The following is a 17,087-nucleotide window of genomic DNA, read 5'->3' on the forward strand; positions in this document are numbered from 1 at the left end:
TATACAACGGGGCGGGATGCTTGAGTACAGCGGAAAATCGCGGGCCAATGGACCCGCGATTATTTTAACTGGCCTGGCAGGTATTTACCCTTACCTGACGGCGCCAGGCGCCCGGTGACTGGCCAAACTGACGCTTGAAGCTGCGATTAAATGACTGCTGTGAATCGAAGCCAAACGAGATGGCAACGTCAAGGATTGGTTCGCCACCTCTTGCCAGACGTTCGGCAGACTTTTTCAGACGTCGGGCGCGAATATATTCGCCCAGTGGATGACCGGTGTGCTGCTTAAACATACGCTGCAGATGCCATTTGGAATAGCCGGCCCGTTCAGCTACGCTGTCCAGGTCCATTTTCCCTTCAATATGGCCGTCGATCCACTTTACCAAATCGTCAATAAAATCATGGTGATTCATCAGACTTCCCCTTTCGTATCCGGTTGTTTCCCTGATGCAGGCGTCATTGGCAGGGCAAACTTTGAAAAAGTAACTTTAACTAGAGCACTTAAATACGGTAGAGTAGCGCGTAGTGAAATGCAAGTTTAAAAAATACTTTTTAGTCAACCGGTCGGTTTTTCCCTTACGCAGCATAAGCTAAGGATAATTCCGCACGAATAATCAAGAAATTAAAGCTGCTCCGCTCTTGCACTTTTCTTCTCCGCTCCCTAGAATCCTGAAACTGTATCTATCATGGATGCACTTTTCTTTACGTCCGCCATTTGGCGTCAGGCATTTCAACGGGGAATACAATGAACAAAAACACCTATCACCTGCTACCCCTTGTCGCCGCTCTCTGGCTGGCAGGGTGCGACTCGAAAGGCGCTGAGCAGAGCGCACCACCCGCTCCCGGCGTTAGCGTCGCGCAGGTGACATCGCGTCAGGTCAGCATGTGGGATAATTTCAACGGCCGGATCGAAGCGGTGCAGCATGTTGACCTGCGCCCGCGGGTCAGCGGCTATATCGATAAGGTGAATTTTGTTGAAGGCCAGGAAGTGAAACAGGGTGACGTGCTGTTCACTATCGATGACCGCACTCTGCGCGCTGAGCTGGCGCAGTCTGAAGCACAGCTGGCGACCTCCCGTAGTCAGGCCGCGCTGGCCCGCAGCGAATCCGCACGCAGCGAAAAGCTGATTGGCACCCAGGCCATTTCCCGTGAAGAGTGGGAACAGCGCCGCTCAGCAGCATTGCAAGCATCAACCAACGTGCAGGCCGCCCAGGCCGCCGTGGACATGGCGCGCCTGAATCTCAGTTTCACCCGTGTGACCGCCCCTATTTCCGGCAGAGCCAGCCGCGCGATGATCACCGCCGGCAACCTGGTCACCGCCGGCGACAGCGCCAGCATTCTGACCACCCTGGTCTCACTTGACAGCGTCTATGTTTATTTTGACGTCGATGAATCAACCTTCCTGCGCTATCAGAGCATGGCGCGCAGCGGCCAGGGCGCCGGGAAAGATCACCAGGTGCTGCCGGTACAGGTTGCGCTGGCGGGTGAGCAGGGTTATCCCCATCGCGGCAGCGTCGATTTTACTGACAACCAGGTCGATTCCAATACCGGCACTATCCGCATGCGTGCCCTGCTGGATAATCACGACCGCATGTTTACTCCCGGCCTGTACGCGCGCGTTCAGCTGCCCGGCGAGGCCAGCTTTTCCGCACTGCTGATCAGCGATAAAGCCATTCTCACCGATCAGGATCGCCGCTATGTCTGGGTCGTTGACGGCAGCGGAAAAGCTCAGCGCCGTGACATCGTCGCAGGACGTAACGCCGACGGGTTACGCATTATCACCCAGGGATTGAAGCCGGACGATCGGGTGATCGTTGATGGCGTGCAAAAAGTGATGATGCCCGGCCAGCCTGTTAACGCCCATGTCGTTGCTATGCCCACTGATTCTCTCTAATTCATTCAGCCTGCGGATACAGTTATGGATTTTTCGCGTTTTTTTATCGACCGCCCTATTTTTGCTGCGGTACTGTCGATACTGATTTTTGTTTCCGGTCTGATTGCCATTCCGCTGCTGCCGGTCAGCGAATACCCTGATGTCGTTCCTCCCAGCGTTCAGGTGCGCGCGCAGTATCCCGGCGCCAACCCGAAAGAGATCGCCGAAACCGTCGCGACGCCGCTGGAAGAGTCGATTAACGGCGTTGAAAACATGATGTACATGAAGTCAGTAGCCGGGTCAGACGGCGTGCTGCTGCTGACGGTGACCTTTCGTCCCGGCACCGACCCGGACCAGGCTCAGGTGCAGGTACAAAACCGCGTATCACAGGCCGAAGCGCGCCTGCCGGATGATGTGCGCCGCCTCGGCATCACGACGCAGAAACAGTCACCAACCCTTACTCAGGTTGTTGAGCTGGTTTCGCCGAATAATAAATACGACTCGCTCTATCTGCGTAACTACGCCACGCTGAAAGTGAAAGATGAGCTGGCGCGCCTGCCAGGGGTTGGTCAGGTTCAGATTTTCGGCGCCGGTGAATATTCCATGCGCATCTGGCTGGACCCCAATAAAATTGCGTCACGCGGCTTGACGGCCTCCGATGTGGTTGCCGCTATCCGCGAGCAAAACGTGCAGGTTTCAGCAGGCCAGCTTGGCGCAGAACCCATGCCGACCAAAAGCGACTTTTTACTGTCTATCAACGCCCGCGGTCGTCTGCAAAGCGAAGCAGAGTTCGGCAATGTCATCCTCAAAAGCGGCAGCGATGGCCAGATAGTGCGGCTGAAAGACGTGGCGCGCATTGAGATGGGCGCCGATAGCTACGCCCTGCGCTCGCAGCTAAACAACAAAGATTCGGTGGGGATCGGTATCTTCCAGGCGCCGGGCGCCAACGCCATCGATCTCTCTAACGCAGTGCGTGCCAAAATGGCTGAGCTGGCGAGCCGTTTCCCTGAAGATATGCAGTGGAGCGCCCCTTACGATCCCACCATTTTCGTGCGCGACTCCATCTCCTCGGTGATCCATACCCTGCTTGAAGCCGTGCTGCTGGTGGTGCTGGTGGTTATTCTGTTCCTGCAGACCTGGCGCGCATCCATTATTCCGCTGCTGGCGGTGCCGGTATCGGTAGTGGGCACTTTTGCCGTGCTGTACCTGCTGGGCTTTACGCTTAACACGCTAAGTTTGTTTGGCCTGGTACTGGCTATCGGCATCGTCGTCGATGATGCCATCGTGGTGGTGGAAAACGTCGAGCGTAATATAGAGCAAGGGTTATCACCGCTGGCGGCGGCTCATCAGGCCATGCGCGAAGTCTCCGGGCCGATTATTGCCATCGCGCTGGTGCTGTGTGCGGTATTCGTGCCGATGGCGTTCCTGTCCGGCGTTACCGGTCAGTTCTACAAGCAGTTCGCCGTTACCATTGCCATTTCGACGGTGATTTCGGCGATCAACTCGCTGACGCTATCGCCGGCGCTGGCGGCAAAACTGCTGAAACCTCATGATGCGCCGCCCGATCGCCCTACTCGCGTGCTCAATGCGCTGCTCGGCTGGCTGTTCCGTCCGTTTAACCGCTTTTTCCACACCAATGCCGACCGCTATCAGGGCGGCGTAGGCCGGGCGCTGCGCCATCGCGGCCTGGTGTTTCTGGTTTATCTGCTGCTGCTTGGCGGCGCCGGGGTAATGTTTAAATTGGTGCCGGGTGGGTTTATTCCGACGCAGGATAAACTTTACCTGCTGGGCGGGGTGAAAATGCCAGAAGGCGCCTCTTTAGAACGCACCGATGCGGTTATTCGCAAGATGAGCGATTTGGCTATGCATACTGAGGGCGTGGAATTTGCCGTCGCCTTCCCCGGCCTTAACGCTCTGCAATTTACCAACACGCCAAACTCCGGTACGGTGTTCTTCGGCCTGAAGCCGCTGAGCGAACGCAGCCGAACCGCGGCGGAGATCAACGCGGAAATTAACGCGAAAATTTCGCAGATCCAGGAAGGCTTTGCTTTCTCCATCATGCCGCCGCCGATTCTGGGTCTGGGGCAAGGTTCCGGCTATTCTCTTTATATTCAGGATCGCGCGGGCCTGGGCTACGGCGCACTGCAACAGGCCGCCAACGCCATGGCGGGCACCATCATGCAAACGCCGGGCATGTCGTTCCCGATCTCATCATATCAGGCCAACGTTCCCCAACTGGATGCCGAAGTAGACCGTGATAAGGCTAAAGCGCAGGGCGTCGCCCTTAGCGATATTTTCAGCACCCTACAGACTTATCTAGGCTCTTCTTATATTAATGATTTCAATAAATTTGGCCGTACCTGGCGCGTTTACGCGCAGGCCGATGGCCCGTTCCGCGACAGCGTGGAGGATATTGCCAACCTGCGCACCCGCAATGCGCAGGGCGATATGGTGCCGATTGGCAGCATGTTGCACATCGGCACCACCTACGGACCAGACCCGGTTATCCGCTATAACGGTTTTCCGGCGGCGGACCTGATTGGCGATGCCGACCCAAGAGTGCTGTCATCAACGCAGGCGATGAGCCAGGTTTCCGCCATTGCCAGCAAGATCCTGCCTAACGGCATGAACATTGAATGGACCGATCTCAGCTACCAGCAGTTTACCCAGGGTAACGCGGCGCTGATCGTCTTCCCGGTTTCAGTGCTGCTGGCGTTTCTGGTGCTTTCGGCACTGTATGAAAGCTGGACGCTGCCACTGGCGGTAATTCTGATCGTGCCGGTAACCATACTATCGGCGCTGGTCGGCGTCTGGCTGAACGGCGGCGATAATAACGTGTTCGTGCAGGTCGGACTGGTGGTGCTGATGGGGCTGGCTTGTAAAAACGCCATCCTGATCGTTGAGTTCGCCAGAGAGCTGGAGATGCAGGGACGCGGCATTGTGGAAGCGGCGCTGGAAGCTTGTCGCCTGCGTTTACGTCCGATAGTGATGACCTCAATCGCCTTTATCGCCGGCACCGTTCCCCTGCTGATCGGCCATAGCGCGGGTTCAGAGGTGCGTAGCATCACCGGTATTACCGTGTTTGCCGGCATGCTGGGCGTGACGCTGTTTGGCCTGTTCCTTACGCCGGTATTTTACGTCACGCTGCGTAAGCTGGTGACGCGCAATCAGGTGCCTGTTGAACGACGGATTGAGCAACACTAAGGGTTAATCAGAAGCCCGAAAGGCCGCCAGACTTTTCGGGCTTCTGCCGTATACTGAACCGGTCAATTTTATTACAACGCCTCTGAGAGCGATAGTAAGGATGATTACGAAGGGAGAGTGGTCGTAGAGAAGTAAGTGATAGTAGCGGCCCGGATTCACTCAGCCAGCATTCCATGCTGCAAATGCAAAACCACCCCAGCGGGGTGGTTTTATTTTAGCGCTCGAACTCGTTTACCTTTTGCGTCCGGCACATCATCGGCTTAGCGCCTTCCGGATTACGTCTGTCACGTTCGCAAATTTCGCGCAGCGCATCGGCGACGGTTTTGCTCTTCAGCACCTTCATTGAAGCCTGTTCGGCTTCAAATGCCAGTTCTTTAAAAAACCAGCAGGTATTGGCGGAAACCACGCAGCGCGCTTCAACTTCCGGGCGCTGCGGCAGCAAAGGCTTATCTTCAATCACCGAGGTGTAAATATCGCATAGCGTGATATCTTCCGCCGATCGCCCCAGGCGAATAGTTCCGCAGCGGCCAAGGGTAGAAACAATAATGCCATCACGGGTCAGCGGCACCATCAGTTTGCGCACAAAGCTGGGATTAGCTTCCAACCCCATGGCGAGAATTTTACTGGTACTGCGTCGACCTTCCCGCTCCGCCATAGCCACGCCGAGCACCATTTGTAAGGCTGTAGGAAAGCGTAAATCAAGCATGATGAAATCCTTGCTTTTTCAAGGTTCCCGACCGGAACCGTTGCTCACAAAAAGCATTAAAAATCATTTAAATATAAAAACTAGTTGACAGACAATATATCAGACATTGGCAACGTTTAGAAGTTCATCGCCGGGGTGCGGTGACTAATTGTGACAGGTCGCTGAAAATATGCGCGTTATTGCGTGATTCAAGGCACAATCCGCTCATCCTTGCGTCAACGCGGGGCAGCGCGGTAAGTATCCGTGCTTTTTTAGCTCCCTTCGGCGCCTGCGGTTATTTTGTTGCCCTTTCCGCTCGTCCATCGCTGAACAACGGCAGCATCCATTTTAGCGCCCCCACCAGCAGCAGATTGAGGCTGCCCAAGGCAACCAGTAGCCATAGCGTAGTTCCGGCGCCGAAAGTGGCATAAACGCTGGCGGTAGCCAGCGGCGTCAGCGCCTGACCAATAAGCGCCGGGCGCGCCATGCGTCCCATCACGATGGCATAATCTTGCGTAGAAACCATCGCCAGCGGTAAGGTTCCACGCACGATGGCGCGTAAACCATTGCCCGCGCCGTACAGGATCATACTGAGCATTGCCAGCTGCGGCGCCAGTGTCAGCAGCAGCAAGCCCAGCGCCACCAGGCCGACGGAAAAGAAGGTCGTCCAGATGGGATGGCTGCGCCTGAACACCATATCCACCATGCGCGACGCCACCTGACAAGGGCCAAGGATTGCGCTCAGCGCCAGCGCCGTAGTCAACGCATAGCCGCTGGACTGCAACAAGGCGATCAGCTGCACGGATATAGCCGTCATTATTACCGATGCCAGAGTGAAAATAGCGCACAGTAGCCAGAATAGCTGCGGCGCCAGTGCGGGATTGCCGCGGTTAACCTGACGGCGGGTGACCAGGCCCTGACCCGCGTCCCCTGGCAGTGCGAACATATACATCGGCCAGACGCATATTATCAGCATCCCGGCCCAGATAAGGCAGGTATCACGCCAGCCGAACACAGCGATAAGCGCGGCCAGACCGGGCCACACCAGGCTGGTGCAGAAGCCGGAAATGAGCGTAATGCCGGTGATCGCCCCGCGGGCAAAAGTACCGTACAGGGTCCCCAGCACCGCGAACAGGGCATCATACAACCCCATCGCCATGCCGATGCCAATAATCACCCACGCCAGCAAAAACAGCCACAGCGCATGGCTGAGGGCGATAATAATCAGTCCCAGCGCGATAGTTATCCCGCTGCCGGCCAGCAGCCGTCGCCCGCCGCCGCGGGCAATAATGCGCCCGCTTAGCGGTGCCAGTAAACCGGAAATCAGCAGTGCCAGTGAGAGCGATCCGTAAACCCAGGCCTGCGACCAGCCGGTCTCTTTAATCACCGGCTGCGCCAGCACCGCCAGCAGATAAAATGAACCGCCCCAGGCAATAATTTGCACCAGTCCGAGTAATATGATCGCCCGCGTGGGCGGCCGGTGTGAAATCATCGCGTTACCCCTTAGTCCGCCATTAAGCTGCACGGCTATCGCTGCGGAGTCAACTGCCTTCGCGCTAAGGGATCCGGCCGGCGTTTGGCGCGCCGGATAGTCGGCATAGCGCAGTCGCGGCGCATAACAGGAAAATTTCCGTTTATTTCCATTTCCGTTAGCGGAACCGGAAACCGGTCACCAATACGCCTGCGCGACTCATCTACGCTTAATGCTCCTGACAGCGTGGATACATGCAATGATAATGACGGCGCGGCGACAGCAAATCCTCTCTTTGATTCAGACCCAGCAGAGCTGTAGTGTCAATCAGCTTGCCATACACTGCGGCGTTACCGCGCGCACCATCCGCAGCGACCTTGACTGGCTGGCAAAGCTTGGGCTGATTGAACGCCAGCACGGCATGGCGCTGTCAACGCAGCGCGTTATGCTGACGCACGCCGCGCAGGCAAATGTCGACCCTCATGGCCCTTTCTACCGCCAGCTCAGCCGCCATGAAAACCCGCCGGCCGGCGGAAGACTCTGCATTTTGGGCACTATTTTTATTGATATCGTGACCAAAGTCGCCGCCCTGCCGCGCCAGCCCGGTTCGCTCATCCCGGCTTCCGATATCAGCTTCGGTGCTGGCGGCAAAGGCGCCAATCAGGCGCTGGCGGCGCGGGTTGCCGGCGCACAGGTGCATCTGACTGCCAAAGTGGGCACCGATGCTTTCAGTCGACAGGCCTGGGATCACCTGCTGGCTTCCGGAATGCAGAGCTTCACTCTGCTACAAACTGACAGCGCATCCACCGGCTGCAGCACCATCTGGGTGCATGAGCATAGCGGGGAAACGCTGATTGCCATTAATCCCGGCGCCAACCGTACCTTCTCGCAGCAGGAAGTGGCCTCTCTGCAGCCGCAGATGAGCGCGGCCGATTTATTTATGGTTCACAGCGGGATCAACGCCAGCGCGGTACGCCAGTCAATTCATCTCGCCCACCGGCTGAATATCGCGGTGGTTTTCTACCCTTCACCGCTAACCGATGACTTCGGCGATTGCCTGCCGTTGGTGAGCTGGCTGGTTATCGGACAGTCCGAAGCTGAAAAAATCAGCGGACTGCTACTGACGACGCAACGGCTGGCGGAGCGCGCAGCGCTTCAGCTGCAGCAGGCCGGAGCCCGGCAGGTGTTGCTGCTGCTGGACGACGGCGCGGTGCTGGTTTGCCTGCCGCAGCGGCTGATCTGGTTTGCCGCCTGCCCGGCGGTCACCGTTGACGCATCGGGAGCAAACGATGCTTTTTGCGGCGCCTTCTGCGCCCGGCTGGCGCTCGGTGAATCGCTGAACGACGCCGTGGAATATGCCAGCGCCTTTGCCGCGCTGGCGCGCGAGAAGTCGGGTGCAGCCAGCATGCCAGACCGCGATGAGGTGCGCTTTCGCCTGTCGCTGCGCCAGCGCAATTTACGGCTCTCTGCCACCTGAGTTCGATGGCGAAAATATGACAATGACAGCAAACGCCGCAGGCGCACAGCGCTGTGGTCTCCATAACCCTGCCTCACGATAACAGCACCAGCCATAACGGGAGAACTGACGATGAACCTGCGCGAATCTGCGCTTTCCGCACCGCTGACTGAGCGCGCCAGCGCCAGTGAAATGCGAAAAGTAGCCGCCGCCAGCGCGGTGGGCACCCTGATTGAATATTACGATTTCACCCTCTATACCACCGCCACCGCGCTGGTATTCAATAAAATTTTCTTTCCCGGCGAATCAGCGTTAATCGGCTCGCTGGCCGCCTTTGCCACCTATTTCGTCGGCTACTGCGCCCGCCCGCTCGGCGGCATTGTATTTGGTCACTTTGGCGATCGCATCGGACGTAAAGTGACGCTGATGACCACCCTGATGATTATGGGGATCGGTACCTTTCTGATTGGGCTTATCCCCCCTTATGCGCAAATAGGCGCCTGGGCGCCGGTGCTGCTGGTGCTGCTGCGCTGTTTACAGGGAATAGGCATCGGCGGGGAATATGGCGGAGGTATGACGATGATGGTCGAACACGCCCCCGCCTCACGACGCGGCTTTTACAGCTCATTGGTACACATTGGCGTTCCGGCGGGTTTCTTACTGCCAATCATGGCCATGACCATACTGAACGTGGTGCTCGATCAGCAGGCTTTTCTCAGCTGGGGCTGGCGCCTGCCTTTTCTGCTGAGCCTGATTCTGCTGGGCGTAGGCTTATTTATTCGTAACCAGATAGCCGAGAGTCCGGCCTTTCGCCGCCTGAAACAGAGCGGCCAGCAGGCAAAAGTGCCGGTTGCTGAGGCCGTGCGTAATCACTGGCGCACCATACTGCTGGGCATCGGGGCGAAAATCGCCGAAAGCGGCCTGTTTAATATTTATGCCGTATTCGCTATCAGCTACTGCGTGAACGTGCTGTCATTGCCAAGCCAGGTGATCCTGTATGCCGTGCTGCTGGGCTGCCTGCTGGAGTGCTTTACCCTGCCGCTTTTCGGCTGGCTGTCGGACAAAATTGGGCAGCGCCGGGTTTATCTGGGCGGCATGCTGCTGCAGGCGCTGCTGGCCTGGCCGTTTATGCTGATGTTGCAGACCGGGCAGCTCGGCTGGATTTATCTGGCGATTTCCCTTGGACTGGCATTAGGTCATGGCACAACCTATGGCGCGCAGGGCGCGCTGTTTTCCGCCCTTTTCCCTTCCCGCATCCGCTACAGCGGCCTGTCGCTGGTTCAGCAAATCGGCCCGATTTTAGGCGGCGGGCTGTCGCCGATGGTGGCCACTGCGCTGCTGGTTGGCTGGCATAACAGCACGCTGGTCATTGGCTACATGATTGCCATGTCGCTGCTTTCTGCCCTGTGCGCCTGGCGCTTACCTCAGCGTCCGGTCGAGGAGTGATCCAGACTGCTTTTCGTCAGCAGCATCTGCGGAGATGACCCTCGCTGATGCTGATTTATCCCCAGATTGCTCTGACAAACCCCGTGATGCTGATCACATTATGGGGTTTTATTAAATTCCACGACTTTTGATTTGATCCCTTAGCGAAATCAACCACAATACAGCGCATCGTTGTTTTTTTGCGATCCATATTCTGCAACAACCTGAAGCGGGCGTTTTATTACATGGAAGCGACTTCTACCACTGTTTCGCGCAAAACGGCATGGCTACGCGTCATCATGATGGCTATCGCCGCCTTTATCTTTAACACCACCGAATTCGTTCCCGTCGGCCTGCTGTCAGATATTGCCGGGACGTGGTCGATGAAAACGGCGGAAGTCGGCATTATGCTGACCATTTACGCTTGGGTGGTGGCAGTAATGTCGCTCCCCATGATGCTGCTGACGCGCAACGTTGAACGTCGGCTGCTGATGGCGATTATCTTTATCCTGTTTATCGTCAGCCACGCCCTTTCCACCGTGGCCTGGAGCTTTAATGTGCTGGTGATATCGCGTATCGGCATCGCGCTGGCCCATTCGGTGTTCTGGTCGATTACCGCCTCGCTGGCGATCCGCGTGGCGCCGGCCGGCAAAAAGACCCAGGCATTAAGCATGCTGGCGACCGGCACCGCGCTGGCGATGGTGCTGGGTCTGCCTCTGGGCCGGGTAATTGGTCAGTATCTTGGCTGGCGTAGCACCTTTGGCGTTATCGGTATCGTGGCGCTGGTAACCTTGATCTGCCTGGTGCGCCTGCTGCCAAAGCTGCCAAGCGAACATACGGGATCGTTAAAAAGCCTGCCGCTGCTGTTCCGTCGCCCGGCGCTGATGGCGCTGTACCTGCTGATTGCGTTGGCGGTCACCGCCCACTATACCGCTTACAGCTATATTGAACCCTTCATGGAAGTGGTCGCTAACGTGACCGGCAACGGCACCACCTTCTTACTGCTGCTATTCGGCGCGGCGGGGATCCTTGGCAGCGTGCTGTTCAGCACCCTGGGAAATCGCTTTCCGGCCATTTTCCTGGTGGTTGCCCTGGCGATTATTTCCTTATCTATGCTGCTGCTGTGGCTGGCGGCAACCCATATGCTGGCCATTGCCCTGCTGAGTATCATCTGGGGAATGGCCGTGATGATTATGGGGCTGGCGGTACAGGTCCGGGTGCTGGCGCTGGCGCCGGATGCAACCGACGTGGCAATGTCGCTGCTGTCGGGCATCTATAATATCGGCATCGGCGGCGGCGCCCTGCTGGGTAACCAGATAAGTCTGCATTACAGTGTGGCTCAGGTGGGTTATGCAGGCGGCGCTATCGGCTTTATTGCCTTTGCCTGGTGCCTGTGGAGCTTCCACCGCTATCCGCAGCTACGGGTGCATGGCTAAAACAGATGGCGCTAGCGGATATCATTCACATACATAAAGCGGTCAGTACTGAAGCGATGATGGGCAAAAATCACCGGTATGGCGCTCTGGTCAAAAGACACCTCATCAATCAGCATAATCGCATGGGGCCCCTGCAGTTCCAGCAGGCGTAAATCCTCTTCTGTTGCCAGCTCGGCGGTGATCTGTTCACGCACCGCCGCTACGCGCAGGCCATAATGTTCCAGCAGAAAACGGTAAAGCAGCGGCGGCAGATTTTCAGCATCGGGAAAATCGGCCAGTCTCGCGGCGGGCAAAACCAGCCGTTCATGCATGGCCGGCACGTCCTTGACCCGACGCAAACGTTGCAAAGAGTAAACGCTATCGCCTGGCGCAATTTGCAGCTTTTCAGCTTCAGTCTGGCTGGCATTCCGTTGTTGATAATCCAGCAGCGTGGTTTCAGAGTGCAGCAGTTCGCCGCCGCGACCATGCAGGCGAAAATACTGAAAGAAATAACCGAGGTTGTGTACCTGCGCCCAGCCGGTCACCACGGTACCGGTTTTGCGACGACGCATTAGCATCCCCTCATCCACCAGCGCCGCCAGCGCTTTACGCATTGTTCCTACCGAAACGCCAAAATTTGCCGCCAGGGCATTTTCACTGGGCAGCACCGTACCGGCAGGCCATTCACCGGTAAGGATCGGCTCGCTGACGCGATATTTCACTACCTGATAAAGCGGCGCGCCGTCGTTTTCACTGAGCCTGCTAATGCTGTGATGCTCCTGCTGCGGCTGTTTGCGTTCCGTCATTGTTGGTTACCTGTTGACCTTATGCTTTTTCTGCATTATCTATAAACTATATAGAAATACAACAGGCGGTAGAGATGCAGCACAGCAACCCGCTGGAAACAGCACTTTTTTCCCTTACCGAAGACAGCGATGCCATTCTTGCCGACCTGGAAAAGATGCTCAGTATCGATACCTGCTTTCCGCCGGGAAATGGCTATGGCGCTTTTGCTGATTTAATCACCGGGCTGCTGTCACCGCTCGGCTGGTCGTTTGAACGGGTTAGCGTACCGCCGGCGCTGTGGCAGACCGCTGACGGCAGCGCTCAGGGGGAAAGGGTTAACCTGATAGCCCGCGCCCCGACCGATGCCGGTGAGCACTGTAATCTCTATTTTCACGTTGATACCGTACCGGCCGGCGATGGCTGGAGCTGCCCGCCGCTGGCGCTGACTCAGCGCGATGGCAAGCTGCTCGGACGCGGCAGCGCCGATATGAAAGGCACCATTGTCGCCGCTCTGGCTGCGCTGCGCGCGGCTGAACGTTATCAGCTGCCACTCCGCTTTAAGCCGGTATTCCTGCTATGTACCGATGAAGAAGGCGGCTTATATCCCGGTATTCGCTATCTCGCCGAGCAACAGCTATTTAGCGGCCACCTGCTGAGCTTTAACGGCGGCGCCGTGCCGCGCATCTGGGCGGGCTGTTTCGGCAGCCTGGACGTGGCGATCCATATCGAAGGTCGCTCAGCGCACTCTGGCGATCCGGTTGGCGGTATTAACGCGCTGGAGGCGGCGCTACCGGTGATGAATGCGATCTATAGCCTTAAACAGCAGATAGAGCAGCGCACTTCTGCTCTGCCTTCTCCGCCGCACTGGCAGGGAAAACCGCTGGTTTCCCGTCTGACGCTGGCAGCTGCCCACAGCGGCAGCAAGGGTTCCACCTTGCCCCATCGCTGTGAGTTGCTGATTAACCGACGCTATGCCCCGGAAGAACAGTTTGATCAGGTATGGCAGGAGCTGGAGCACTGCCTGAAGCAGGCGGCTGACCTCAGTCCGGCGCTGTCGGTTAGCTGGCATCTGATCGGCCACCTGGCGCCGGTAAGCGATCCTACCGGCCCGCACTGGCCGCGCTGGCAGGCGGCGCTCAGCCGGGGTTTTGGTTTTGAGGCAAACGATTTCGCAGCCTGGGGCTCTTCCACCAGTTCCGATATGGGATGGGTGCAGCAGGCGGGTATACAGGAAATTCTGCTCGGGGGACTGGCGCGTCCGGATAATCATATTCACGCCGCCGACGAGTTTACCACTATGCAAGACATTGTTTCTCTTTCGCAGTCCATTCTGGCCTATCTGGCCGCTGACTTTTTGCCAACCTAGGGTTTTTCAACCAGCGAGGAAAGTGAGTATGTGTGCAATGAAAGATGTTAACCGTCGTCAGTTTATTGCTGGCAGCAGCGTGCTTGCCGGCAGCGCTTTATTACCCTGGTCTGGCGCCGTACGCGCTGCCGTTAATGCCAGCAGCAGTACGCCCGGCGGTGAGCCGCGCCACGGCGGCGTGCTGCGTATCAGCGTCGATCAGGCGACGGGCATGCTCAACCCTCAACAGGCGCGGGTTAATCCGGAATACCTGCTGGCAGAACTGCTGTATAGCGGTCTGACGCGCCTGACTCAGCAGATGAAAGCCGAAGCTGATCTGGCGGAAAGCTGGCAGCCTGATGAAGCGCTGACCGAATGGACGTTTAATCTGCGTAAGGGATTAAAATTCAGCGACGGCAGCGCGCTGACGGCAAAAGATGTGGTCGCCAGCCTCAACGCAGTACTGGACCCGAAAAACGCCTCGCCAGGCCAGCATAATATTGGTCCAATTAAGCAGGTTGCGGCGAAAGATGATAATACCGTGGTGATAACCACCGACGGCCCCTATGCCGATTTGCCGGTGATGCTGGCCTACCCCGATGCCAAAATTATTCCGGCTGCTATAGCCGACGGCAAGCTGGATATCCTCAGCAAAGAAGCCCACGGCGCCGGCCCCTTCATGCTGGTCTCTTTCGACCCCGAACGCAAAGTGGTGGTTAAACGCAATCCGCACTATTACGATCCGCAGCGCCCGTACCTCGACGGCGTTGAGGTGGTGGTCTATCCCGATTCCATCGCCGAAGGCTCGGCGCTGATTGGCGGCGATACCGATCTGATGCTTTCCGCGCAGGCCAGCGAGTTTCCGCGTTTGTCCAAATCCTCTGGCGTGCTTCCTCTGCGCGTCGCCTCCGGACAGTTTCTCAACGTTAATATGGGCTGCGATCAAAAGCCGTTTAATGATATTCGCGTGCGTCAGGCGCTGGCGCTGTGCGTCGATCGTAATGCCACCGTGGATTTTGTCGCCGATGGCCTCGGTACGCCGGGTAACGATACGCCGGTCAACGCGGCCTATCCGTTTTACAAAAAGCTGGCGCTGAAGGCGGCAGATTACGCCAAAGCCAAAGCGCTGCTGGCGGAGGCCGGCTATCCCAACGGGCTGGATTTGACGCTGATTGCTTCTGATAAACCCGCCTCCCGCACCCAGCTCGGCATCGCCCTGCGAGAAATGGCTAAGCCAGCCGGCTTTCGCATTAACGTCCAGACCATGGCCCACAGCACCTATCTCGATCAGGTGTGGAAGAAAGGCAATTTCTACGTCGGCTTTTATAACATGCAGGCCACGCCTGATGCGGTGTTCTCCCTGCTCTATACCTCAACCGCCTCCTGGAACGAAACCCGCTGGAACAACGACGCGTTCGATAAGACGGTGAAGGACGCGCGTGAGACCGCTGACAGCGCAAAACGCACCGAACTGTACGGCCAGGCGCAGACGCTGATGAATCAGCAGGTGCCGTCGGTGATCCCGGCGTTTTTCGATTTGCTTTCCGCTGCGCGCGATTACGTAGGCGGTTATCAGCTCAATCCACGCGGCGCGGTGTTTCGTCTCGACCATACGTGGTTAACGGCGAAAGCGCCGCAGCGTAAATAAGGAGGCTGCGTGACTGGCCACTATCTGCTGAAACGTTTGCTGCTGGTCTGCTACACGCTGCTGGTAGTTTCTCTGCTGGTGTTCGGCATTACCCAGCTGCTGCCCGCCGATGCGGCGGTAACGCTGCTTGGGCAGAATGCCACGCCGGAAGCGCTGGCGGCGGTGCGCGCGCGCCTGGGACTGGACGTTCCCGCCTGGCAGCAATACTGGCACTGGCTGAGCGCGATCGTTCAGGGTGATTTTGGCACCTCGATGCGCACCAATCTGCCCGTTGGCCCCACGCTGCTGGGCGCGCTGTCGCGCTCGCTGCTGCTGGCGGCGTGCGCCCTGCTGCTGATGCTGGTGGTGGCAGTACCGCTCGGCATCTGGGCAGCGGTGCGTCGCGGCCGCTTCGCCGATCTGCTGGTCAGCGTGCTCTCTTATATCGGTATTTCGTTTCCGGAGTTTGTTACCGCCACCCTGCTGTTACTGCTGTTTGCTGATGTCTGGCAGCTGTTACCCGCAACCGGCTATGTGCCCCTCAGCGAAGATTTCTGGGGCGGCGTCAGCCATCTGATCCTGCCTTCAGTAACGGTCGCCATGATCCTGGTGGCGCACGTATCGCGCATGGTGCGTTCAGAAATGGTGGACGTGCTGCATACCGATTATATCCGCGCAGCCTGGCTTAAAGGGCTTTCACGGCGGCGTATTCTGTGGCGCCACGCATTGCGTAACGGCCTGCTGCCCACCATTACCATTGTGGCGCTGGACGTAGGGTATTTGCTCGGCGGCATTGTGGTGGTGGAGGAGATTTTCGCGATTCCCGGTATTGGTCGTGAGCTGATCGTGGCGGTTGAAGCGCGCGATTTGCCGACCATTCAGGGCGGTGTGATGATCCTTGCCGCCACCTACTCCATCGTCAACTTCCTGGCCGACCTGGCCTATGCTCTGCTTGATAAACGGATCCAGTATGCCTGATATGCTCAAACACCTCTGCCGTACGCCGCAGGGCATTGCCGGGCTGGTGATTTTGCTGCTGGCGCTGATTATGGTATGCGCCGGCGCTCACATTGCCCCTTACGATCCCGAATCGATTTCCCTGCTAGCGCGCTATAAGGCGCCCAGCGCTGAACACTGGTTCGGCACCGATCAGCTGGGACGCGATATCTTCAGCCGGGTGCTGGTCGGCGCGCGCGCCACTATCGTGCTGTCGCTGCTGGCCACCACGCTGGCAATGGTAATCGGTGCGGTTATCGGTACTGCCAGTGCCTTTCTCGGCGGCCGCGCCGATGAGGCGATTATGCGCACCATGGATGCGATTATGTCGATCCCCAGCCTGCTGTTCGCACTGCTGATCATCAGCACCCTCGGACAGAGCAGCTGGAATGCGGTGTTGGCGATCACCATTGCCTTCGTGCCGGGCATGGTGCGCATTGCCCGCAGCGTTGCGCTGGCCGCCCGCCAGCAGGATTACGTTAACGCCGCCATTGCCCGTGGCGAAAGCGCTGGCTGGATCGTACTGCGTGAAATGCTGCCGAACATCGTGGCGCCGATCATCGTCGAAGCAACCATTCGCGTTGCCTTTGCCATTATGCTGTTTGCCACGCTCAGCTTTCTTGGACTGGGCGCCCAGCCGCCGCAGCCAGAATGGGGGTTGATGGTGTCAGAAGCGCGCGCCTACTTTTTCAACGCCCCCTGGATGATGTTGATCCCCGGCCTCGCCATTGCCGTGGTGGCTATCGGCTTTAACCTGCTGGGCGACGGCCTGCGCGATGTCCTCAACCCAAGGAGCCACTAACTG

Annotated in this window: 13 protein-coding genes; 9 read left to right on the plus strand and 4 right to left on the minus strand. The window is 57.7% G+C overall.

Going from position 1 to position 17,087, the window contains the following annotated elements:
• Nucleotides 1–64 precede the first annotated feature (64 nt).
• Nucleotides 65–412, minus strand: a complete 348-nt coding sequence (locus BTJ39_RS08005; RefSeq protein ID WP_078002157.1) for a helix-turn-helix domain-containing protein — start codon at nucleotides 410–412, stop codon at nucleotides 65–67.
• Nucleotides 413–744: 332 nt separating this feature from the next.
• Between BTJ39_RS08005 and BTJ39_RS08010 the strand changes: the two genes are divergently transcribed.
• Nucleotides 745–1,893, plus strand: a complete 1,149-nt coding sequence (locus BTJ39_RS08010) for an efflux RND transporter periplasmic adaptor subunit (protein WP_078002158.1) — start codon at nucleotides 745–747, stop codon at nucleotides 1,891–1,893.
• A gap of 24 nt (nucleotides 1,894–1,917) precedes the next feature.
• Nucleotides 1,918–5,076 (plus strand): efflux RND transporter permease subunit, encoded by a 3,159-nt coding sequence (locus BTJ39_RS08015; RefSeq protein ID WP_078002159.1) that lies wholly within the window; start codon nucleotides 1,918–1,920, stop codon nucleotides 5,074–5,076.
• A 214-nt stretch (nucleotides 5,077–5,290) separates the two neighbouring features.
• On the opposite strand, the gene BTJ39_RS08020 is transcribed toward BTJ39_RS08015, so the two are convergent.
• A complete protein-coding gene (locus tag BTJ39_RS08020; protein WP_078002160.1) occupies nucleotides 5,291–5,782 on the minus strand; it encodes an RrF2 family transcriptional regulator in 492 nt (163 codons plus the stop codon).
• 274 nt (nucleotides 5,783–6,056) lie between these two features.
• On the minus strand, nucleotides 6,057–7,253 hold the full coding sequence (locus BTJ39_RS08025; protein ID WP_078002161.1) for an MFS transporter: 1,197 nt from the start codon (nucleotides 7,251–7,253) through the stop codon (nucleotides 6,057–6,059).
• A gap of 238 nt (nucleotides 7,254–7,491) precedes the next feature.
• On the opposite strand from BTJ39_RS08025, the gene BTJ39_RS08030 reads away from it, so the two are divergent.
• The 3 genes from BTJ39_RS08030 (at nucleotide 7,492) to BTJ39_RS08040 (ending at nucleotide 11,549) form a co-directional block, all read left to right on the plus strand.
• Nucleotides 7,492–8,709 (plus strand): PfkB family carbohydrate kinase, encoded by a 1,218-nt coding sequence (locus tag BTJ39_RS08030; protein ID WP_176110261.1) that lies wholly within the window; start codon nucleotides 7,492–7,494, stop codon nucleotides 8,707–8,709.
• 111 nt (nucleotides 8,710–8,820) lie between these two features.
• Nucleotides 8,821–10,134, plus strand: coding sequence for an MFS transporter (locus tag BTJ39_RS08035; protein WP_078002163.1), 1,314 nt, complete (start codon nucleotides 8,821–8,823; stop codon nucleotides 10,132–10,134).
• A 224-nt stretch (nucleotides 10,135–10,358) separates the two neighbouring features.
• Entirely contained in the window at nucleotides 10,359–11,549 is a 1,191-nt protein-coding gene (locus BTJ39_RS08040; protein ID WP_078002164.1) for a sugar transporter, read from the plus strand.
• 11 nt (nucleotides 11,550–11,560) lie between these two features.
• Here the strand turns inward: BTJ39_RS08040 and BTJ39_RS08045 are convergent, their stop codons facing one another.
• Nucleotides 11,561–12,334 (minus strand): GntR family transcriptional regulator, encoded by a 774-nt coding sequence (locus tag BTJ39_RS08045; protein ID WP_078002165.1) that lies wholly within the window; start codon nucleotides 12,332–12,334, stop codon nucleotides 11,561–11,563.
• Nucleotides 12,335–12,408: 74 nt separating this feature from the next.
• On the opposite strand from BTJ39_RS08045, the gene BTJ39_RS08050 reads away from it, so the two are divergent.
• From BTJ39_RS08050 to BTJ39_RS08065, 4 genes are read left to right on the plus strand one after another with little or no spacing between them, the layout of a single operon-like run.
• Complete coding sequence (locus tag BTJ39_RS08050) at nucleotides 12,409–13,680, plus strand: M20 family metallopeptidase (protein WP_078002166.1); 1,272 nt, start codon at nucleotides 12,409–12,411, stop codon at nucleotides 13,678–13,680.
• A 28-nt stretch (nucleotides 13,681–13,708) separates the two neighbouring features.
• A complete protein-coding gene (locus tag BTJ39_RS08055; protein WP_078002167.1) occupies nucleotides 13,709–15,307 on the plus strand; it encodes an ABC transporter substrate-binding protein in 1,599 nt (532 codons plus the stop codon).
• 9 nt (nucleotides 15,308–15,316) lie between these two features.
• Nucleotides 15,317–16,264, plus strand: a complete 948-nt coding sequence (locus tag BTJ39_RS08060; protein WP_078002168.1) for an ABC transporter permease — start codon at nucleotides 15,317–15,319, stop codon at nucleotides 16,262–16,264.
• A complete protein-coding gene (locus BTJ39_RS08065; protein WP_078002169.1) occupies nucleotides 16,257–17,084 on the plus strand; it encodes an ABC transporter permease in 828 nt (275 codons plus the stop codon). The genes BTJ39_RS08060 and BTJ39_RS08065 overlap by 8 nt, the downstream gene beginning before the upstream one ends.
• Nucleotides 17,085–17,087: the final 3 nt, after the last annotated feature.

Origin of the sequence: Izhakiella australiensis (assembly GCF_002006995.1) — a bacterium.
GTDB classification, from domain to species: domain Bacteria; phylum Pseudomonadota; class Gammaproteobacteria; order Enterobacterales; family Enterobacteriaceae; genus Izhakiella; species Izhakiella australiensis.